Source organism: Cognatishimia sp. (genome assembly GCF_049116455.1).
Taxonomy (GTDB): Bacteria; Pseudomonadota; Alphaproteobacteria; order Rhodobacterales; family Rhodobacteraceae; genus Cognatishimia.
Map to the genome: position 1 here is coordinate 390,132 of NZ_JAGDYW010000001.1, position 20,522 is coordinate 410,653.

The following is a 20,522-nucleotide window of genomic DNA, read 5'->3' on the forward strand; positions in this document are numbered from 1 at the left end:
GCCCTGCGCAGGTGCTTGCCTCACAGCTGCGCTTTGACTATCCCGATTGGGCAGGGTTAGAGCAAATTTGATGGCAAAAGCAGCGACGAAATCGAAAAAGAAGACCAAGACGCAACCGAAAGAGCGTTGGCATAAGCGTCAGATCAAGCGCGCGCGTCGCCTTCTGTTTCGTACGGTCATTTGGTCTATTTCGATCTTTTTGTTCGCCATACTGATATTCACTCTATTCAACCCGCCCATCACTTGGACCATGTATTCCGAGAAATCTCGATTGGGCCATGTCGATCACCAATGGGTGCCCATAGAAGAGATCTCGCCAGTAATGGCCCGCTCTGTGGTGGCCGCTGAGGATGCGAATTTTTGTGAACATTGGGGATTTGACGTCAACGCCATTCGGGCGGCCATCGAAGATGGCGGTGGGCGCGGGGCGTCGACGATCAGCCAACAAGTGGTGAAAAACGTCTATCTCTGGCAAGGGCGCAGCTGGGTGCGCAAAGCCATGGAAACCGCGATCACGCCGTTTGTGGAACTGGCCTGGAGCAAGCGCCGCATTGTCGAGGTCTATTTAAACATCGCGGAATTTGACGAAGGTGTCTTTGGTGTCGAGGCCGCTGCGCGTCATTACTTTGGCGTTGGTCCCGAAGACCTAAGCGCCAGTCAAGCTGCGCGCTTGGCGATGGTTTTGCCAAATCCGAAAAAGCGCTCTGCCGCGCGCCCGACGCAATCGCAAATTCGACGAGCGTCTTCGATCCTAGATGGAGCTGCCACAATCAAAAATGACGGGCGTTCGAGCTGTTTCGAATAGATAAGTTTCGCCTGTCACGAGAATAGCGAGTTGAAACCCGCCCTAAATTTCGGCAATTAGGAGGTGGTTTTCTCTGATCTTGGTTCCCAAATGGCCCGTTTATTCCACGCTCCTCTATCTCCTTTCTGCCGCAAGGTGCGCCTGAGCTTGGCGGAGAAAAAGATCGAATGCGAGCTGGTCGAAGAACGCTATTGGGAACAGGACCCGGATTTCATGCGCCGCAACCCGGCAGGCAAGGTGCCGATTCTTAAGATCGACGGTAAAATCCTGACCGAAAGCGCCGCGATCTGTGAATATCTGGAAGAGCTGCACCCCGAACCTTCATTGATGCCCAAAGGGGCTGACGCGCGCCACGAAGTGCGCCGCTTGATTGGCTGGTTTGACGATAAATTCCACAGCGAAGTCACTGCAAAATTGCTGAACGAGCGGGTTTATCGAAAGCTGCAAGGTACGGGTTATCCGGACAGCACCAATCTGAAAGCAGGTGCGAAAGCGATCAAATATCACCTCGACTATATGGCGTGGTTGCTTGAGCACCGTCGGTGGTTGGCAGGGGACAACATGACCCTGGCCGATTTTGCTGCCGCTGCGCATCTGTCGTCACTCGATTACATTAGCGATGTCGATTGGAACCGGTCGGAAGCCGTCAAAGATTGGTACGCAAAGATCAAATCGCGTCCGGCGTTCCGCTCGATTCTCGCGGATCAAATTCCAGGGTTCTTGCCGCCGCTGCATTACGCAGATCTTGATTTCTAAGGGATCAGAGCGGTGGATCTAAAAGCACGCCTGGTGGCAGAAGCAGAGGCAATCGGATTTGACCTTTGCCGTATTTGCCGCCCCGATGCTGTGCCGCAGGTGCCCGAAGGACTGCGTGGTTTTCTGAACCAAGACTATCACGGCCAAATGGGGTGGCTCGCTGATCGCGTGCATTGGCGCGAAAATCCCGCCGCCCTGTGGCCAGAAGCCCAATCCGTGATAATGCTTGGAGAAAGCTATACCCCGCAACATGATCCGCGCGCGGTTCATGCGATGGCGGACCGAGGCGCGATTTCAGTTTACGCCCAGAACAAAGACTATCATGACCTTGTCAAAAAACGCCTCAAGCGATTGGCGCGCTGGCTGATTGCGGAGGCTGGCGAAGAGGTCGAAGTAAAGGTTTTTGTCGATACCGCTCCGGTACCTGAAAAGCCGTTAGGGCAGGCAGCCGGGCTGGGATGGCAAGGCAAACACACCAATCTTGTCAGCCGAGATTTAGGCAGTTGGTTCTTTATCGGATCCGTATTCACGACGCTGAAATTAGACACTGATCCAGCGGAAATCGATCATTGTGGGTCTTGCCGTGCCTGTATCGATGCGTGCCCAACGAAGGCGTTTCCAGCACCAAATCAAATTGATGCACGACGCTGTATTTCCTATCTCACGATCGAGCACCACGGTCCGGTCGATGAAGAACTTCGCCCGCTGATGGGAAATCGTATTTATGGTTGTGATGATTGTCTGGCGGCCTGCCCATGGAACAAGTTTGCCGTAGAAGCGCGCGAAATTCGTTACCATTCCCGCGACGATCTGGCTGCGCCGAAACTTGCAGAGTTGGCTGCCCTTGATGACGCGGCTTTTCGCATGAAATTTTCCGGCAGCCCAATCAAGCGCATTGGCCGCAACAGGTTTGTCAGGAATGTGCTTTATGCGATGGGGAATTCAGGTTTGGTCGAGTTCATTCCCCAAATCGCAAAGCTTAAGAACGATCCCGATGAAACAGTTTCCGACGCCGCACATTGGGCGCAGCGCCAGCTGTCTTAAGCAAGTTCATCCCGTTACTTCTCTGTAAAATACTCCCGGGGTGAGGCCACAGGCGGAGGGGCAGCGCCCCTCTTTTATCCTGCGCGCTTAGGCAAAACCCAGTCAGCGCGCGGGAAGTGGCAAGTGTAGCCACCCTGGTTCTTTTCCAGATAATCCTGATGGTAGTCTTCAGCTTCCCAGAAATCGCTGACCGGCGCGAGCTCTGTGGCGACCTTTCCAGGCCAAAGACCAGACGCATTCACATCCGCGATTGTGTCTTCGGCCACAGCTTTTTGTGTTTCGTCCACATAGAAAATGGCAGAGCGATAGGCTGTCCCAATGTCATTGCCTTGACGGTTCACTGTGGTTGGGTCGTGGATCTGAAAGAAAAACTCCAGCACTTCGCGATAGCTCGTGAGTGCTGGATCAAACATGATCTCAATTCCTTCAGCATGGGTGCCGTGATCTTTGTAGGTCGCATTTGGAACATCGCCGCCGGTATAACCGACGCGGGTCGACACAACGCCTTTTTGACGTCGGATCAGATCCTGCATGCCCCAAAAGCACCCACCTGCCAATACTGCGCGTTCTGTCATGTTACATCCTCTACTTGATCAACGTAGGCTCCGTAGCCTTCGGCCTCCATGTCATCGCGATGCACAAAGCGCAAGGAGGCGGAATTGATGCAATAGCGCAGTCCACCGCGATCAACTGGGCCATCCGTAAAAACATGACCTAGATGGCTATCACCATGCTGCGAGCGTACCTCAACACGCACCATGCCATGGGTTGCGTCGTGGTGTTCAGTGACATTGTCGATGGGCTTGGTGAAGCTTGGCCATCCACAACCTGATTCATATTTGTCAGCGCTTGCAAACAGCGGCTCACCAGAGACGACATCTACATAGATGCCGGGTTCTTTGTTGTTCAGAAGCTTACCGGTCCCCGGGCGTTCGGTGCCATTTTCCTGGGTCACCCAGAATTGCTCATCCGTCAGGTTTGCGACAGCGTCGGGGTCTTTGCGATAGGTGCTCACACGGGGTCTCCCTTATTCGTTTCCACGCCTATTAGATGGAGCCAGACGTGGAAATTCAAACGGATATTTCAAAGGGGTGACCAGGATGTGATCATCTATCTAAGCTGCGAGCGCCGCATCCATCAGCTTTTTAATCTTTCTAGAACTGGTATCTGCCACGATCCGGCCAATTTCGGCATCACCTTTCAAGGCGACCAAAGTGGAACGGCGCGGAACGCGGAGGGATTTCACCAAATCAGACCGCCCGTACTGATCCCAATCCACGTCGATAAATACGATCTTGGCATCATAGTCAGGATTTTCAGATTTCAGCGCATTGATTACGCGTTCTTGCGCCCGGCATGTTGAGCACCAAGCCGCTTTGAAATCCAAAAATACCGTATCGCCTTGGTCGAGGTGTTTTTTCACCAGACCGGGTGTGTAGTCGGTTGCTGCAAAGCCAAGGGTTGGTAAGGCAGCAGCTGCGCCGGTGAGCGCGAGGAATTGACGTCGGAACATAGAAACCTCCTTAAAGGGATCGTTACAAGGCAACAGAAAAGTCGATAAGCCAATGTGGCAGGTGGTCTAGCAACCATGCCTCGGCGATGTGATGTAGCCGGAATAAAAGCGCGAGGCCGACCAGAAGGAACACAGCACCCATCAATGGTTGTGCGGCATTGGCAATTTTACGCATCAAAGCTTGATTGCGTTGCAATGCACCCCGTGCGCCATATCCCAGTGCCAGTATGATTGTCGAAACCCCAAGCGCAAAGAACACCATGATGGCAGTCGCAAACCCAAGGCTTTCCCCCTGGCTTGCCAAAGAAATCGCGCCGCCCAGTGTTGGACCAACGCATGGGCTCCATACGGCACCCAACAAAAGTCCGCCGATGAATTGGCCGCGTAGGGTGGAACGGTCCACCGTATCAAGGCGGTGGTCAGCCTTTGCCGCAACACCAGCGGTTGCGAGCGAAAAGGCCGATGAAAAGCGTGGAACCAGCAGGATCAGGCCAAAAGCGATCATCAAGACAGCACCTGCCTGTGCAAGTGTATCGACGGTCAGACCAATCGCGTGACCAAAGGCTGTGATCAACATACCCAGTGTCACAAAAGAGAGGCTCATGCCGGCAGCAATTGCCAGCGGGCCGTGACGGCTTGCTTGCAGTGCAGTAGCCAGAACAATCGGCAGGACCGGCAAAACGCAGGGGTTTATCAGGGTGAGCAGGCCAGCCGCATATGCAAAGATTAGTTCCATGCGGGCAAAATGCCGTGGCCTATTCAAAAAGTCATGCAAAAGCAGCTTGCTGTGGCTTCAATATTTCGTGTGACAGGTGTCATAAGAATTAAATTGGTATGCTTGAATTGCATAATTTTGGATGTTTTTCTGATGCCGGATCTGGTCCAATTTCGGAATGAGCAAGACGGGAACACTCCATGGCCAAAGATTTTGATACGCAGCCAAAAGGCGAGATAAAGGTGCTTCCAAGCGTTTGCCCCTTGGATTGCCCCGATACCTGCAGCCTATCTGTAGATGTGATCGATAATCGCGTGACAAAGGTGCGTGGATCTGGCGCCAATGCTTATACGGCTGGGGTGATATGCAACAAGGTTGCGCGCTCTTATCCTGAATTCGTGCATGGCCCGAACCGTTTAACCCATCCTATGAAACGTGTCGGTGATCAATTCGAACAGGTGACATGGGAAGAGGCTTTGGATCTTGTTCACGCAGGTTTCTCAAAAGCGACTTCATCCTATGGACCGCAGTCTGTAATGCCGCTGAATTATGCTGGCCCACATGGGCTACTGGCTGAGGGCTCAATGGACTTACGGTTCTTCTATCGTCTTGGTGCCACCCTCTTAGATCGCAAACCGCTATGTGGTGGTGTGCGTGGAGCAGCCTATTCGAGCCTCTTTGGTGCGACCCCAGGAATGCCGCCTGCGCAGGCGGTGCATAGTGATTTGGTAATGATTTGGGGGTCCAATATTACCGTGGCGAACCTGCATTTCACGCGGGTTTTGAAAGAAGTCCGCAAGGCTGGTGGGCGCGTTGTGGTGATTGATCCGAAGCGGATTAAACAAGCGCAGCAGGCGGACCTGTTTTTACAAATCAAACCCGGTACGGATGTTGTTTTGGGTCTCGCACTGGCCGCAGAATTACACCGACGTGGGGTATTGAATGATGGGTTTGTTGATGAATGGACCCATGGTGCTGACGAGTACCTTTCGCATGCGGCACAATATTCTGTTGCGGATGTCGTGCAGATCTGCCGGATATCAGAAGGTGCGTTTCATCAGCTTGCAGATTGGATTGCTGACGCCAAAGCCATGGCAACCTGTGTTGGCGTTGGCTTGGAACGCAGCGCGTCTGGCGGGGCGGCGATCCGGGCGGCCATGTCGCTTAATGCTTTGATGGGCCAGCATGGCCGTTTGGGCGCTGGGGTGGTTTCTAAATCCGGTGCGATGGTCGACAAAACACTAGATCAACTGCAAAACGCGGATGCAATGCCGGATGCGCGGGTGGTGAATATCCTGGATGCTGCCAAGGTCATTTTGGATCGCACGGCGGATGTGCCGATTGGTGCTGTCATGGTCTACAACCACAACCCCGTGGCCACGCATCCAGATCAGGCAAATATGATCAAAGCCCTGCAGCACCCAGATGTGTTTGTGGTGGGCTGTGATGTGGCGATGACGGACAGCATGAAGCTCTGCGATGTGATCCTGCCAGCCTGCACCCATTTTGAACATGACGATATTTTTGGGTCTTATGGGCACAATCATGTGCAGCGCGCAGCGCCTGTGATTGCGCCAGTTGGCGAAAGCTTGCCAAACACCGAGATCTTCCGTCGCCTGGCGGCACGGTTTGGGTTTGAGGAACCGATGTTCAAAGCCACCGATGATGAATTGATGGATCAATCGATGACAGGTTTGGGCATGAAGCCAAGTGAGTTTCCCTTGGGCACTTCAAAACCAATCGGTGGAGATATCGGCGAAGAAAAGATCATTTGTGCGTCGATCACACCCGCCACGCCAAGTGGCAAGATTGAACTTTATAGCGAAGACCTTGAGAGCCGTTTTCAGGCAGGTCTGCCGCGGTACATAGATGTACCAAAGACCCGTTCATTGACGCTCGTGACACCTTCCTCAGACAAACGCATCAACGCCACTTTCGGCGGGTGTAGCCAATCTGACGGTATCGAGCGACTTGAAATGCATCCAAAGGACGCAGAAGCACGCGGGCTGTCAGATGGCCAAAAGGTTGTGCTTTGGAATGAGCTTGGCGAAGTCACCTTGTCGCTTTGGGTATCAGATGCCGTACAGCCCGGTGTCGTCTTTGTTCCCAAAGGGGCGTGGTGCGAAACCAGCGAAACGGGGCTGACAGTGAACGCTCTGATTTCGGCTGACAGCCGGTGTGATCTTATTCAAGGGGCTGCTTATTACGATACCTTTGTCGATGTGCGGTCTGCGTAAATTGGTCTATGCTTGTTCTGTAGATATATCCCATTAGAGCAAACCAATCGCATGAGACCCGTTAGCCTTTCGATTCCCATAGATCGGGAAAGCCCTATACCTATTTTCGAGCAGATTGCGGCGGAGCTGCGTGCTCGGATCATGTCTGGAGCAATCGCAGCCGGTGCTCAACTGCCTCCGACGCGCGCCTTTGCACTGCAGCTTGGCGTGTCGCGCAGCACGATGGTCACAGCCTACGATCAGCTTGTGGCCGAGGGGTATATCTCGGGCAGGAGAGGCGCTGGGTTTGCCGTTGAAAATATTGGTGATGTCAGCCTCCCCAGCGCGTCGAGAGCGCGAGAGGTTGTTGAGCCGGTTGCGCGTTTGTTGCTTCCATTTCGTCCCGGTGAACCGGATATGCGCCTGTTTCCGCATCGTGCTTGGGGGCAGGCCGTGTCCCGGATATGCAGGCGTGTTCCTGAAGCCATGCTGGGGGCTGCACCGCGGTTTGGATTGCCGGCCTTGCGCCACGCAATCGCACAACATGTGGCTGACTGGCGCGGGTTGGAAGTGGATCCAGCGCAGATCATTGTGACGTCCGGGGCAAGCGATGCTTTGGAGCTGTGCTTGCGGGTCTTTTGCAGACAGGGTGATTTTGCTGCGATTGAAGATCCCGGGTATCGCCCGCTGCGAGAATTCATTGCCGCGCAAGGTTTAACACCTGAGTATCTCGCTGTGGGCGCGCAAGGCGCAGAACTGCCTTTGCAGGCCAAAATCGCGGTTCTCACGCCGTCACAACACTTCCCTTTGGGTGGCTCGATGACCCCGCAGCGTCGTCACGCCTTTCTGCGCTGGGCGCAACAGAACGATGGCTGGGTGATCGAAGACGATTATGATTCAGAGTTTCGCTTTTCAGGCCGGCCGATACCAGCACTGGCCAGTTTGGATGGGCAGGGACGGACGATCTACGTTGGCAGTTTTTCAAAAATCTTTTCGAATAGCTTGCGGATTGGCTATGCGGTTGTCCCGCCAGAACTGCAGCAGCGTTTTGCGGATGTGCAACGCCGATTTGGCATGCGTGCAAGCCTGATGCCGCAAGCCCCACTGGCTGAGTTTATGCAGACCGGTGAATTCTATCGCCACCTGCGCCGCGTACGACGGACCTATGATCAACGCAGGCAGTTTTTAACCGATGCGCTGCGCCGCGATTTTTCAGATGTCGGCACCTTTGATGACCATCAAGCCGGCATGCAAATCGCTTTTCATCTAAAGAATGGATTGCGTGACACCCAAGTGGCAGAGCAAGCCGCAAAGGCGCAGGTCGAGGTTGAAAGCCTCTCAGCCTATTGCGCTGAGGATCGAGGATACAATGGCTTGTTGATGGGGTTCTGCGCCTTTGATGAGGAAGAGATGGCGCAAGCGCTGACGCGGCTTCGCGCGGTCTTTGATCAACTTTAGGCAAAGCAAAAGGGCCGCCGATTGGCGACCCTTTCGTATTCAAAACAATTCAAACAGATCTGAAAATCAGATTAGCCGTTTACGCTGTCTTTCAGAGCTTTCGCGATTGTCATTTTAACAACCTTGTCCGCTTCTTTTTTGATTTGCTCACCAGTTGCTGGGTTGCGAACCATACGCTCAGGACGCTCACGGCAATAAATTTTGCCGACGCCTGGCAGAGTGACAGCGCCACCAGCCGACACTTCACGGGTGATCAGAGCGCAAACTGATTCCAGTGCAGCACCCGCGGATTTTTTGTCGGCGCCCATTTCCTCGGCCAGAGCGGCAACAAGTTGGGTCTTGGTCATTGGCTTTGCCATTGTTGGTTATCTCCTTTTATCTGCCCGGTTCAGGGCCTCATGCCGGGCATTTAAAGGAATATATTTCTGGATGACAACGAATTGCTGCACGAAAACCCCTAAAAACATGCATTTTCTGTGGATATCCGCCGTTTATAGGAATGCAGTCTCATCAAAAGACCTAAGTTTTCGTGAATGAAGCCGTTCAAGCGGCATTTCTCGCAGGCATTCCATGGCTCGAATTCCGATCATCAAGTGGCGTGCGACCTGTGTTTTATAGAAATCTGAGGCCATACCGGGCAGCTTCAATTCACCATGCAGCGGTTTATCCGAAACGCACAGCAGCGTGCCGTATGGAACACGGAAGCGATAGCCATTTGCAGCGATAGTGGCGCTTTCCATATCTAAGGCAATGGCGCGGGATTGGCTGAGGCGCTGCACAGGACCGGTGTGTTCTCGTAGCTCCCAGTTGCGGTTGTCGATGGTGGCCACTGTTCCTGTTCGCATTACGCGCTTGAGTTCGTAATCTTTCAATTCTGTGACTTCAGCCACCGCTTCTTCCAGGGCAATCTGCACCTCGGCCAGTGCCGGGATCGGAACCCAGTTTGGTAGGTCGTCATCCAACACGTGATCCTCGCGCAGATAGGCGTGGGCCAGAACGAAATCCCCAAGGCTTTGAGAGTTGCGCAGACCGGCGCAGTGTCCCACCATGAGCCATGCATGTGGACGCAAGACGGCGATGTGGTCTGTGGCGGTTTTAGCGTTGGATGGGCCAACCCCAATGTTGACCAGCGTGATGCCTGATCCATTTGCGCGTTTCAAATGGTAGGTCGGCATTTGCGGTTGCTTCTCGACCGGCGGAATCAAAGCTTCGGGATCGGTGATTTCCACATTCCCGGTCGAGACAAAGCTGGTGTAGCCGCTTTTGGGGTCAGCCAGCATCTGGCGTGCGTATGCTTCGAATTCGGCGACGTAGAACTGATAGTTAGTGAAGAGAACGTGGTTCTGGAAATGCTCGGGGTCGGTCGCCGTGTAGTGGGACAGGCGCGCGAGCGAGTAATCAACCCGTTGTGCCGTGAACGGCGCGAGGGGTTTGGGGCCGTCGTTGATATTGGCAAAGACGCCATTCACGATGTCATCGTTGGTGGTGGACAGGTCAGGCACATCAAAGATGTCACGCAATGTGAAATCTGCAGCCCCTTCTTGCGGCACAGTGATGGAGGCGTCATTTGCGACGGCAAAATGCACCGGAATTGGAGTTTCCGACACACCGATGGTCACCGCGACATCGTGATTGCTAATCAGGAGGCTGATCTGCTGTTCTAAGTAATGACGGAACAGGTCCGGGCGGGTCACTGTGGTTATATATGTGCCAGGTTCTGCCACGTGGCCAAAGCTCAGACGGCTATCAATCTGTGCAAAGCTTGTCGTCGTGATGCGGATTTCCGGATAAAACGCGCGGATGCGATGCTTGGGCGCGCCACCACTAATGGCGGCTGAGAATTCTTTGCAGAGATAGTCGGACGCGGTTTGATAAAGCTCGCAGAGACGATCTACGGCGGCCTTCGGATCGGTGAAGGCTTCGGGCGTTTTCACCGAAGGAGATTTCACGGTTGTATGGATCGGTGTCATTGTTGCGCCTGTATTACGTCTGTCATTTCAAATTTGGTTACGTCTACCAGCCCGAGGTCGGAAATTCTGAGTTCCGGGATCACCACAAGAGCCAGCAGGGAATGTTGCATGTAAGCGTTATTCAGCGTGCAACCGCAAGCTTCCATTGCCTCGACCATCTTTTGCGTCTTGGCGGCGACCTCGGTGGCGGGTTGGTCGGACATAAGACCAGCGATGGGCAATTCAACCAAGGCGAGCTCATGGCCGTCTTTAAAGATGGTCACGCCACCACCTACCTGGCTGAGGCGGTTTGCAGCTTTGGTCATGTTCTCACGGCAGGTGCCAACGACAATCATGTGATGACTGTCATGCGCCACGGTCGAGGCCATGGCCATATCGCCTTGATAGCCAAAGCCACTGACAAAGGCGTTGGTGGTTGTCCCAAGCGCTCGATGGCGCTCAACCAAAGCAATCTGGCAAACGTCGTTTTCAACATCCATCTGGACGCGACCATCTTTGACGTTGAGCTCTGCTTTCAACGCTCTGGTCGGAGCTTGGTTTTCGACCACGCCGATCACGTTCACGGTGACGCGGTTTGCCCCTTCAGGTGCTGAGACGATGAAATCATTTGCGGTGCGATCTGAGCCCATGCGTACGGTTTGGCGGGCTGTATCTGGCCAGTCGAAATGTGGGCACTCGACAAGGCACGCGCCGTCTTTGGCAATTGTTTGCCCTCGTGCAATGACATGTTCGATTGGCAGAGTATTCAGATCACTCGTCAAAATAACATCCGCACGTCTTCCCGGCGTAATAGAGCCCAACTCGCGCTCTAAACCGAAGTGCGTTGCGGTATTTATGGTTGCCATCTGCAAGGCCACCATTGGATCACATCCGCAATCAATGGCATGACGCACGACTCGGTTCATGTGACCGTCGTTGACCAGAGTTCCAGAGTGGCAATCATCCGTGCAAAGAATGAAATTGCGTGGATCGAGCCCCTTTTCGGTGATTGCGGTGATTTGTGTTTCCACATCATACCAGGCGGATCCCAATCGCATCATCGAGCGCATGCCCTGTCTCACTCTTGCGATTGCATCAGCTTCGCAGGTGCCTTCGTGATCGTCAGCTGGCCCACCGGCGACATAGGCATGAAAGGCCGGTCCGAGATCAGGCGAAGCATAGTGGCCGCCAACGGTTTTACCGGCACGTTGAGTGGCTGCGATTTCGGCCATCATCTTCGGATCAGCATTGATCACGCCGGGGAAATTCATCATCTCGCCTAGACCGATAATGCCAGGCCAGGACATGGCTTCGGTGACATCTTCTGGTGTGATTTCAAACCCGGTGGTTTCCAAACCCGGTGCAGAAGGCGCGCAGCTTGGCATTTGGGTGAAGATATTGACCGGCTGCATCAGGGCTTCGTCATGCATCATGCGCACGCCGTCCAGCCCCAGCACGTTTGCAATCTCATGCGGGTCAGTGAACATCGTGGTCGTGCCATGCGGGATGACTGCGCGGGCAAATTCCGCCGGGGTCAGCATGCCGCTTTCGATATGCATGTGACCATCGCAAAGACCGGGGATTATATAACGACCATTGGCCTCGATGATCTGAGTGCCCTCGCCAATACAATGGCTGGCATCGGGACCAACGAAGGCAATACGCCCCTCTGCTATAGCAATGTCGTGATCGGCCAGAACCTCTCGGCTGTGGACATTCACCCACTGACCTTTGCGAATAACCAAGTCCGCCGGGGCGCGCCCTGCGGCCACGGCAACCAATGTGGGGGCCACATCGGCCCAAGATTTTACTGAAATACGCTCCATGTCCCAAGGTGCCACGCACCACCAGAAGGATCAAGCGGCCCAAAGGTGAAGCTTTTGCGAAAGCAGTTTCAAATCAGACAAGATATGGCGCGTTGAGCACGGCAAACTCGACCAAGTCAGGTGCAATCGAGTCCTTGTACCGGATAGAAAACTGGAGTTTCATAGGTGAGCAAAAAACGGAGTCTCGCCTTGCCCATCGATATCGTTTTGACTTTCTCTATCGCTGTATTTCTGTTGGCTCTGGCTCCCGGTCCTGACAATCTTTTTGTTTTAACACAGTCCGCTTTGAACGGAGCCAAATCCGGCCTTTGGGTGGTTTTAGGCCTGTGTTCGGGTCTAATTTTTCATTCTGCCGCGGTCGCACTTGGATTGGCGGCTTTGCTTAAAGCGAGCGTTGTGGCCTTTACGGTGATCAAATTTGCTGGCGTCGCTTATTTGCTATATCTTGCCTATCAGGCCCTTCGAGCCCCGGTGCAGGCGCTTAGTCAAGACGCGCCAAAACGCAGTGCATTTTCGCTTTATCGCCGTGGGTTGATCATGAATATAACCAACCCCAAGGTCGCCATCTTCTTTTTGGCGTTTTTCCCGCAATTTACAGATCCAGTGTATGGTTCAATGATTGGACAAATTGCCTTATTAGGCACTGTTTTTATCATAGTGACCTTCCTGGTTTTTGGGGGTGTGGCGATTCTGGCTGGCGGGCTTTCCGATCGTATGGCGCGCACTCCGAAAGTGCAGTTGTGGATGAACCGAGTGGCCGGTGTGGTGTTTATCGGTCTGGCAGCCAAGATCGCATTAGGAGACCGCTGATATGGCCAAGCCCAACGTGACGATCACCTATTGTACCGGTTGCAATTGGCTATTGCGCGCCGGTTGGCTGGCGCAGGAACTGCTATCGACTTTCCGCAATGATCTAGGGGGTGTGACCTTGGTGCCGGATGATTTGGGTGGCGTCTTTGAAATTCGCTGCGATGGCGCGCTGATTTGGGAGCGAAAGCGCGATGGCGGCTTTCCTGATGCCAAAACGCTCAAGACGCGCCTGCGCGATGTGGTCGAACCCGACCGCGACTTAGGGCATATTGATCGAGACTGACTATTTGAAAGGATCCCATGGCCACGATCCATGATCTTGAACGCTTTCTGATGCCGCAGGAGATGACCCACGCCAAAGCCTTGGCGGAAATTCGGGCCGGCATGAAGTTGAGCCATTGGATGTGGTGGGAATTCCCGCAGCTGCGGGGACTTGGGCGATCGAAACGCGCGAAAGATTACGGTTTGAAAGACCTAGATGAAGCGACGCGTTATCTGGCGCACCCTGAAATGGGTAAACGATTGGTCGAGCTTTCGATGGCCTTGATGATGCATCAGAACAAAAGTCCCGAAATGATCATGGGGCCTGTTGATGCGGTGAAACTGCGCAGCATGGCGACTTTGTTTGCTGAGGTGCCCGGCGCGCCTGCAGTGTTCAAAGATATTCTGCAGGTTTTTTATGCAGGTATGGCCTGCCAAAAGACTTTGACGGTGTTGAATGACCCTGAATAGCGGCCTTGCGCTTGCAACCCGGCCCACGCGCGCGCAGATTGTCGGCCATGACTAAAACCTTACTTTCTATCGGCCACGGCTTTTCTGCGCAGGTCTTGGCAGCAGAGCTGATCGCCCAAGGGTGGCGCGTGATAGGCACCACGCGTAAACCAGAAAAACTCTCTAAATTGGAAGCGACTGGTGTTGAGCCACTGCTTTGGCCCTGTGATCTAAGCGAAGCTTTAAGTGAGGCGACGCATGTGCTGACATCCGCGGGGCCTGATGCGGAAGGCGACCCAATTCTTCGCGTAGCGGGTGAGGCAATTACTCAGGCTGCATCCAATTTGGAGTGGGTTGGGTATTTGTCGACAACCGGTGTCTATGGCGACCACGATGGCGGCTGGGTTGATGAAGAAACAGAGACTGATCCAGCGACGTTGCGCGGTCAGCGCCGGGTGAAGGCCGAGCAAGAGTGGCTAGGACTTGATGGGCTGCCGGTCCATGTGTTCCGACTTGCGGGCATCTATGGCGATGGGCGCGGGCCATTCATGAAGCTGCGCCGAGGCATGGCGCAACGGGTGATCAAGAAGAACCAGATTTTTTCCCGCATCCACGTCGAGGACATCGCCCAAGTGTTGATGGCCTCGATGGCAAAGCCCAATCCGGGGAGGGTGTATAACGTATGCGACAACGACCCGCAGCCGCCAGAAGTGGTGTTGGAATATGCGGCGCATCTTTTGGGCATGGAGCCACCCCCTGCGGTGTCTTTTGAAGAGGCTGAGCTAAGTCCGATGGCGCGCAGTTTTTATTCCGACAGCAAACGCGTGCGGAATGATCGGATGAAAGATGAGTTGGGGGTTACGTTGAAATACCCTGATTTCAAATCCGCGCTGCATGGGATGCTTGAGGCTGAAAAACAGGGCTAAGCTCTGTTGTTATGCTGACTGACTTTCAATCTGAGCGATGCCTAGAACGTCGAGCACTTTCGCCTCGATCTGCGCTGCATTCAGGCCCGCTTGATCGTACATCTCAGCAGGTGTTGCTTGGTGAATGAACTCATCCGGCAGCACCATAGAGCGGAATTTCAGGCCGTGGTCAAACACGCCTTCGTCAGCCAGCATTTGTGCCACATGTGAGCCGAATCCACCCACAGCGCCCTCTTCAATGGTGATGAGTGCCTCGTGTGAGGAAGCCAGCGACAATATCAATTCGCGATCCAATGGCTTTGCAAATCGTGCGTCTGCGATAGTTGGCGTGATCCCCTTGGCAGTCAGAGCCTCGGCTGCTTTCTGCACTTCTTCAAGACGTGTCCCAAATGACAGCAACGCAACGCGGTTTCCCTCTTGGATCATGCGGCCCTTGCCGATCTCCAGCACCTCGCCTTTTTCAGGTAGCTCCACGCCAACGCCTTCGCCACGTGGATAGCGGAAGGCAATCGGGCCATCTTCATAGGCTGCCGCAGTGACTGTCATGTGTTTCAAATCGGCCTCATCGGCGGCCGCCATGACCACCATTCCTGGCAGGTTTGTCATAAAGCCGATGTCAAAGGATCCCGCATGCGTGGCACCGTCTGCACCGACCAATCCCGCACGGTCGATTGCAAAGCGCACGGGCAGACCTTGAATCGCAACATCATGCACAATCTGATCATACCCGCGCTGCAGGAAGGTTGAGTAGATGGCGCAGAATGGCTTCATCCCGCCAGCTGCCAATGCAGCGGCAAAAGTCACCCCGTGTTGTTCTGAGATGGCCACGTCAAAACACCGGCTTGGGTATCGTTTTTCAAACAGGTCGAGCCCTGTGCCATCGGGCATCGCAGCGGTGATGGCGACGATTTTATCGTCTTCGCCAGCGAGTTCCACCAATGTCTGGCCAAAGACCGATGTATAGGTTGGCGCGTTGGATTTCGCTTTTCGGCGCTCTCCGCTGATCACATCGAACTTAGCGGTGGCGTGCCATTTGTCTTTGGAGTTCTCAGCTGGGGCAAACCCCTTGCCCTTTTTGGTGACCACATGGATCAAAACTGGTCCGTCGGCACGCTCTTGAACCGTGCGCAACACAGGCAACAGCTGGTCCAGATCGTGTCCGTCAATCGGGCCGAGGTAGTCGAACCCCAGTTGTTCAAACAGAGTGCCGCCCACGGCCATAGTTTTCAGTATATCGCGCGCGCGTTCGGCGCCCAGACGCATTGGGCCTGGAAGTAAGGAAAAGGCCCCTTTTGCGGCGGTGCGTAATTCTTGGAAGGATTCGCCTGCATAGAGCCTAGATAGGTAGGTCGACATCGCGCCGACGGGTGGGGCGATGGACATGTCATTGTCGTTCAGGATGACGATCAGGCGGCGATTAAGGGCTCCGGCGTTGTTCATTGCTTCATAAGCCATGCCGGCGCTCATCGCTCCATCGCCGATCACGGCAATCGCATCACCCAAACCGCCCTCGCATTGCCCGCCCAGATCGCGAGCAACGGCAAACCCTAAGGCCGCAGAAATCGAGGTCGAACTATGGGCCGTGCCAAAGGGATCAAAGATTGATTCATCGCGTTTGGTAAATCCACTCAGCCCATCTTTTTGGCGCAGAGTGCGAATACGATCGCGGCGTCCGGTCAGGATTTTATGGGGATAGGCCTGATGGCCTACATCCCAGATCACCTTATCTCGTGGAGTATTAAAAACAGCATGTAGCGCCACCGTCAGTTCGACCACACCCAAGCCAGCGCCCAGATGGCCGCCGGTTTCCGAGACTGCCGAGATCGTCTCAAGCCGCAATTCATGGGCCAGCTGCGCCAGCTGGCTGTCTGAAAGCTGCTTAAGATCTTCGGGTTTGTGCACCCGATCCAGCAGAGGTGTGTCGGGTCGAACCGTCATGGATGCCCTTTATTTATTTCGCGTAATCACGAATCGCGCGACGTCCTTGAGTATATCCGCTTCGGCCCCAAAGGGATCAAGCGCTGCGCAGGATTGGTCGATCAGCTCGTTCGCGCGCGCTTTTGCGGTGTCGATGCCCAACAGAGACACAAAAGTTGCCTTGCCCGCGTCAGAGTCTTTGCCAACCGCCTTACCGACGACTTCGGCATCGCCTTCGATGTCCAAAACGTCGTCCCAAATCTGGAAGGCCAACCCGAGCCCTTTGGCGTAGTCCGCCCAAGGTGTCGTATCGGCCTTTGCCATCCGAGCCCCCGCCATCGCGGACCAGCCAAACAAGGCACCGGTTTTGCCGTCTTGCAGTTCGGTGATCTGTTCCAGAGTCAGCGGCGTATCAGAGGATTCCGCAGCCATATCCAAAGCCTGACCCAAAACCATGCCCTGCGCGCCCGCCGCACGGGCGAGTTCCAACGCAAGTTCCGCGCGCACTTCAGCCTTTGCTGAAACTTGTGGATGAGAGGTCAACTCGAATGCCAAAGATTGCAGGGCGTCGCCTGCAAGAACTGCGGTGGGGTAATCCCATTTCACATGCACGGTTGGTTGACCGCGGCGCATGTCATCGTCGTCCATGCAAGGAAGATCATCATGCACCAATGAATAAGCATGCATCGCTTCAATCGCAGCGGCGGGCCAGATCGCTTGTTCTGTCGGGATGCCATGCAAGCGGGCGCTTTCCAAAACAAGAAAGGCACGCAAACGTTTGCCGCCATGAGACGCATAGCGCATGGCTTGCACAACGGGCAAATCCCCTGCTTGGCCATCCTTAGGGGCCAGCACAGAATCCAAATGCAGCTGCACCCGCGCAGCGCAGTCCATCAGTCGTGTTTTGAACATGGATTACAGACCTTCGACCGGCTTCAGACCATTTGGGTCGCCGTTGGCATCCAGCGTGATCGCCGCTACTTTTTCCTCGGCTTCTTTCAGCTTGGCCTCACAGCGCGCCTTTAGTTCGGCACCGCGTTCATAAAGCTTGATGGAATCCTCCAGCGCAACGTCGCCGCGCTCTAGCTTGTTCACGACTTGCTCAAGTTCAGCCATCGCCGCCTCAAAGCTCATTTCTTTCACGTCGCTCATGCGCTTTTCTCCATCAAAACTTGCACGTGGGCGGCCACGGAAGCCGCCAAAGCCGTCAGATCATATCCGCCTTCCAGAGTCGAGACAACGCGGCCCTGACAATGGGTCGCTGCCAGATCGCAAAGCTGACGCGTCAGCCAGGCGAAGTCTTCGGTCTGCCAGTTCAGATTAGCCAATGGATCCGCCATATGCGCATCAAATCCGGCAGAAATCAGGATCAGTTCCGGCTTGTAGCGATCAATCGACGGTAGGATCTCTGCCTCGTAGACGCGGCGCATGTCTTGGCCGGTCGAGTGCGGATCCAGTGGGTAATTACAGATATTATTGTGACCACCGGTTTCGTTTTCATGGCCTGATCCAGGCCAGAGCGGGCTTTGGTGGCTGGAGATGAACTGCACACGCGGTTCGTTCCACAAAAGCGCCTGCGTGCCGTTGCCGTGGTGGACGTCAAAGTCAACGATCGTGACGCGTTCAAGACCGTGGCGTTCCAAGGCGTATTTTGCAGCAATGGCGATATTACCAAAAAGGCAGAAGCCCATCGGAGTAGTCTGCTCTGCGTGATGTCCCGGAGGTCGTGTTGCAACAAAGGCGTTATTGATCTCACCCGCCATGACCGCGTCCACGGCAGCAACATTGGCCCCAACAGCGCGGCGCGCGGCTATTAGGCTGCCCGGCGACATATGGGTATCTGCATCCAACGACCGCCAACCACTGTCGGGTGCGGCACCAATGATGGCTTGCAAGTGGTTTTCCGGGTGGCACAAAAGGATGTCAGCGTCCTGACAGTCCGGGGCTTCGCGGCGCTCAAGCTGAGGGAATCCTGCAAGCGCTGCATTAATGTGTTCCAAACGGGCAACCTGTTCCGGGTGGCCGTCAGGGGTCACGTGGTCAAGGCAATCGGAATGTGTATAAACTGCTGTCGTCATGGGTGGCATCAAAGCCGCAAGTTCAACCGTAAAGCAAGGTTCCAGATATGAGAATGTTATCGCTGTTTCTGATTTTTCTAAGTCCACCGGCCTGGGCAGAAATGCAGACAAAACTCAGCGCCGATCTGAACGGGAACGAAGTGCCGGAGTTTTATGAGCTTTTGGTCAACGAGGAAAACATCGTGACGCTGCTGATTTCCGAAGATGATGCAGAGCCAATTGAGGCGGCTGATATTGCTTGGAAGGGTGGGCTTTATGGGCAGGAACCTGAGCTGGAGCTTGCGCCGAACGGATCGGTACGTGTGATTTCACAAAACGAAGGCTGTTGTAGGCATCGATGGAGACAGACACTCACCCTCGCCTATCGCCAAGGCGCGATCCGGGTTGCAGGCATGACCTACCAGTGGCGAGATACGCTCGATTTGGATTTATATGGCACCTGCGACGTGAACCTGCTGACCGGGAAAGGTGTTGCAGAAAACGGTGGCCGTTCGCCCAAATGGTTTGCTGTGCCCGCTGTCGCACCAAGAGTGACGGACTGGACACTGGATGCCAGCCTGCCAGAGGCCTGCGAAATTCAATAGGCTTTAGTCTGGGGCCAGCATGTAACCTGCGCCACGTACGGTTTGTAGGTAACGAGGCTGTTTCGGGTCGGTTTCGATCTTGCGCCGCAAACGTGTGATTTGAACATCAACCGCACGTTCCTGTGCCTGACCGCGATCACGACCAAGGTCTTCAACCAACTTCGCACGGCTGATCGGCTCGCCCGGTGTTGCCGAGAAGATTTTCAACAATTGGCTTTCGGTCGCCGTTAAGCGCACCAAATCATCACCCTGCCACATCTCGCCGCGCTCAATGTCATATCGAATCGGGCCAAGGTTCAGGAATTTGGGCGTAGTATCCACATCGCCCTCGTCAGGTACGCGCCGCAAGATGGCATTGATACGCAACAGCAATTCCTTGGGCTCAAACGGCTTGGACAAATAATCATCTGCCCCGGCTTCAAGTCCGGCAATCCGGTCTTCGGTTTCGCCCTTGGCAGTCAATAACATGATCGGCGTTGAAGAGGTTTCGCGGATAGATTTGGTCAAGCTGACGCCGTCTTCGCCTGGCATCATGACATCTAATACGATCATGTCGAAATCCAAGCCGGCCAAAATACGCCGCGCATGGGCGGCGTCTCGCGCCGCAGAAACCAAAAACCCATTCCGGATCAAAAACTTCTGCAACAGACCTCGAATACGCTCGTCATCGTCGACGATCAGAAGGTGGGGTTGCGGATCCATCATGAATTTGACTCCCTTAGAGACATGTATTTGCGATGCAATTCAGCATCCATCATGGCTTCCATGACCTTGCGAAACCCAGCCACAGCCTCTGGTCCTGCCGCGCGGTAGGTTGCGCGCATTCGGGTGCGTTGGGCGTCTGATAAACGCGCTTCTAATGCGGTTCCTGAGTCTGTTAAAAACAGGTTCCGCTCGCGTTTGTCGATTTTCCCGACCCTGCTTTCTACCAAACCGTCTTCGATCAGCGTGCGCAACACACGATTGAGCGATTGCTTGGTGACACCCAGCATTTCAAGCAGGTTGGTCACGGTGGTTCCCGGTGCGCGATTGATAAAGTGGATCGCCCGGTGGTGTGCCCGGCCATACGCCATGGTTGCCAAGATTCGATCTGGTTCATTGGTCAGGCCGCGATATGCGAAATACATAGCCTCAATGCCCTGCCGAATTTGCTCATCCGTCAAGAACAGCCGTTCACTGCCAAGGGGTTCACCCATTTTTCAATACCCGCTCGC

At 54.5% G+C, this 20,522-nt stretch carries 23 protein-coding genes; 10 read left to right on the plus strand and 13 right to left on the minus strand.

Annotated elements, in window-relative coordinates:
• The first annotated feature begins 70 nt into the window (after positions 1-70).
• The 3 genes from mtgA to queG all read left to right on the plus strand — a co-directional run bounded on the left by mtgA (position 71) and on the right by queG (position 2,605).
• Positions 71-805, plus strand: a complete 735-nt coding sequence (gene mtgA, locus JXQ85_RS01930) for a monofunctional biosynthetic peptidoglycan transglycosylase (protein WP_421747165.1) — start codon at positions 71-73, stop codon at positions 803-805.
• A gap of 90 nt (positions 806-895) precedes the next feature.
• On the plus strand, positions 896-1,561 hold the full coding sequence (locus tag JXQ85_RS01935; RefSeq protein ID WP_421747166.1) for a glutathione S-transferase family protein: 666 nt from the start codon (positions 896-898) through the stop codon (positions 1,559-1,561).
• A gap of 3 nt (positions 1,562-1,564) precedes the next feature.
• A complete protein-coding gene (queG, locus tag JXQ85_RS01940) occupies positions 1,565-2,605 on the plus strand; it encodes a tRNA epoxyqueuosine(34) reductase QueG (protein ID WP_421747461.1) in 1,041 nt (346 codons plus the stop codon).
• 74 nt (positions 2,606-2,679) lie between these two features.
• On the opposite strand, the gene msrA is transcribed toward queG, so the two are convergent.
• The 4 genes from msrA to JXQ85_RS01960 form a co-directional block, all read right to left on the minus strand.
• Positions 2,680-3,180, minus strand: coding sequence for a peptide-methionine (S)-S-oxide reductase MsrA (msrA, locus tag JXQ85_RS01945; RefSeq protein WP_421747167.1), 501 nt, complete (start codon positions 3,178-3,180; stop codon positions 2,680-2,682).
• Entirely contained in the window at positions 3,177-3,620 is a 444-nt protein-coding gene (gene msrB, locus JXQ85_RS01950; protein ID WP_421747168.1) for a peptide-methionine (R)-S-oxide reductase MsrB, read from the minus strand. Before msrB ends, msrA begins: the two co-directional genes overlap by 4 nt.
• A gap of 99 nt (positions 3,621-3,719) precedes the next feature.
• On the minus strand, positions 3,720-4,118 hold the full coding sequence (locus JXQ85_RS01955) for a thioredoxin family protein (protein WP_421747169.1): 399 nt from the start codon (positions 4,116-4,118) through the stop codon (positions 3,720-3,722).
• Between the two features lie 22 nt (positions 4,119-4,140).
• The gene (locus JXQ85_RS01960; protein WP_421747170.1) at positions 4,141-4,854 is read right to left on the minus strand and encodes a cytochrome c biogenesis CcdA family protein; all 714 of its coding nucleotides are present in this window, start codon (positions 4,852-4,854) and stop codon (positions 4,141-4,143) included.
• Between the two features lie 179 nt (positions 4,855-5,033).
• On the opposite strand from JXQ85_RS01960, the gene JXQ85_RS01965 reads away from it, so the two are divergent.
• Both JXQ85_RS01965 and JXQ85_RS01970 read left to right on the plus strand, forming a co-directional pair.
• On the plus strand, positions 5,034-7,070 hold the full coding sequence (locus JXQ85_RS01965) for a molybdopterin-containing oxidoreductase family protein (RefSeq protein ID WP_421747171.1): 2,037 nt from the start codon (positions 5,034-5,036) through the stop codon (positions 7,068-7,070).
• 51 nt (positions 7,071-7,121) lie between these two features.
• Complete coding sequence (locus JXQ85_RS01970) at positions 7,122-8,507, plus strand: PLP-dependent aminotransferase family protein (RefSeq protein WP_421747172.1); 1,386 nt, start codon at positions 7,122-7,124, stop codon at positions 8,505-8,507.
• Between the two features lie 71 nt (positions 8,508-8,578).
• On the opposite strand, the gene JXQ85_RS01975 is transcribed toward JXQ85_RS01970, so the two are convergent.
• The 3 genes from JXQ85_RS01975 to ade all read right to left on the minus strand — a co-directional run bounded on the left by JXQ85_RS01975 (position 8,579) and on the right by ade (position 12,282).
• Positions 8,579-8,866, minus strand: coding sequence for an HU family DNA-binding protein (locus tag JXQ85_RS01975; RefSeq protein WP_421747173.1), 288 nt, complete (start codon positions 8,864-8,866; stop codon positions 8,579-8,581).
• 132 nt (positions 8,867-8,998) lie between these two features.
• Positions 8,999-10,477 (minus strand): AMP nucleosidase, encoded by a 1,479-nt coding sequence (locus JXQ85_RS01980; protein ID WP_421747174.1) that lies wholly within the window; start codon positions 10,475-10,477, stop codon positions 8,999-9,001.
• On the minus strand, positions 10,474-12,282 hold the full coding sequence (ade, locus tag JXQ85_RS01985) for an adenine deaminase (RefSeq protein ID WP_421747175.1): 1,809 nt from the start codon (positions 12,280-12,282) through the stop codon (positions 10,474-10,476). The genes JXQ85_RS01980 and ade overlap by 4 nt, the downstream gene beginning before the upstream one ends.
• Positions 12,283-12,447: 165 nt before the next feature.
• Here ade and JXQ85_RS01990 point away from each other — a divergent pair, with 165 nt between their 5' ends.
• Genes JXQ85_RS01990 through JXQ85_RS02005 form a run of 4 tightly spaced genes read left to right on the plus strand, consistent with a single transcriptional unit; the run spans position 12,448 to position 14,729 of the window.
• A complete protein-coding gene (locus JXQ85_RS01990; RefSeq protein ID WP_421747176.1) occupies positions 12,448-13,092 on the plus strand; it encodes a LysE family translocator in 645 nt (214 codons plus the stop codon).
• A gap of 1 nt (position 13,093) precedes the next feature.
• The gene (locus JXQ85_RS01995; RefSeq protein ID WP_421747177.1) at positions 13,094-13,375 is read left to right on the plus strand and encodes a SelT/SelW/SelH family protein; all 282 of its coding nucleotides are present in this window, start codon (positions 13,094-13,096) and stop codon (positions 13,373-13,375) included.
• A gap of 17 nt (positions 13,376-13,392) precedes the next feature.
• A complete protein-coding gene (locus JXQ85_RS02000) occupies positions 13,393-13,824 on the plus strand; it encodes a DUF1810 domain-containing protein (protein WP_421747178.1) in 432 nt (143 codons plus the stop codon).
• Between the two features lie 47 nt (positions 13,825-13,871).
• On the plus strand, positions 13,872-14,729 hold the full coding sequence (locus tag JXQ85_RS02005) for an SDR family oxidoreductase (RefSeq protein WP_421747179.1): 858 nt from the start codon (positions 13,872-13,874) through the stop codon (positions 14,727-14,729).
• 9 nt (positions 14,730-14,738) lie between these two features.
• On the opposite strand, the gene dxs is transcribed toward JXQ85_RS02005, so the two are convergent.
• Genes dxs through JXQ85_RS02025 form a run of 4 tightly spaced genes read right to left on the minus strand, consistent with a single transcriptional unit; the run spans position 14,739 to position 18,724 of the window.
• A complete protein-coding gene (dxs, locus tag JXQ85_RS02010) occupies positions 14,739-16,667 on the minus strand; it encodes a 1-deoxy-D-xylulose-5-phosphate synthase (RefSeq protein WP_421747180.1) in 1,929 nt (642 codons plus the stop codon).
• A 9-nt stretch (positions 16,668-16,676) separates the two neighbouring features.
• Entirely contained in the window at positions 16,677-17,558 is an 882-nt protein-coding gene (locus tag JXQ85_RS02015; protein WP_421747181.1) for a polyprenyl synthetase family protein, read from the minus strand.
• Positions 17,559-17,561: 3 nt separating this feature from the next.
• Positions 17,562-17,798 (minus strand): exodeoxyribonuclease VII small subunit, encoded by a 237-nt coding sequence (locus tag JXQ85_RS02020; protein WP_421747182.1) that lies wholly within the window; start codon positions 17,796-17,798, stop codon positions 17,562-17,564.
• Entirely contained in the window at positions 17,795-18,724 is a 930-nt protein-coding gene (locus tag JXQ85_RS02025) for a histone deacetylase family protein (RefSeq protein ID WP_421747183.1), read from the minus strand. The genes JXQ85_RS02020 and JXQ85_RS02025 overlap by 4 nt, the downstream gene beginning before the upstream one ends.
• Positions 18,725-18,771: 47 nt before the next feature.
• Between JXQ85_RS02025 and JXQ85_RS02030 the strand changes: the two genes are divergently transcribed.
• Entirely contained in the window at positions 18,772-19,308 is a 537-nt protein-coding gene (locus JXQ85_RS02030; RefSeq protein WP_421747184.1) for a hypothetical protein, read from the plus strand.
• A gap of 3 nt (positions 19,309-19,311) precedes the next feature.
• On the opposite strand, the gene JXQ85_RS02035 is transcribed toward JXQ85_RS02030, so the two are convergent.
• Positions 19,312-20,013 carry a response regulator gene (locus JXQ85_RS02035; RefSeq protein ID WP_421747185.1) on the minus strand — a complete coding sequence of 234 codons (702 nt, stop codon included), beginning with the start codon at positions 20,011-20,013 and terminating at the stop codon, positions 19,312-19,314.
• The gene (locus tag JXQ85_RS02040; protein ID WP_421747186.1) at positions 20,010-20,504 is read right to left on the minus strand and encodes a MarR family winged helix-turn-helix transcriptional regulator; all 495 of its coding nucleotides are present in this window, start codon (positions 20,502-20,504) and stop codon (positions 20,010-20,012) included. Before JXQ85_RS02040 ends, JXQ85_RS02035 begins: the two co-directional genes overlap by 4 nt.
• Between the last annotated feature and the right edge of the window lie 18 nt (positions 20,505-20,522).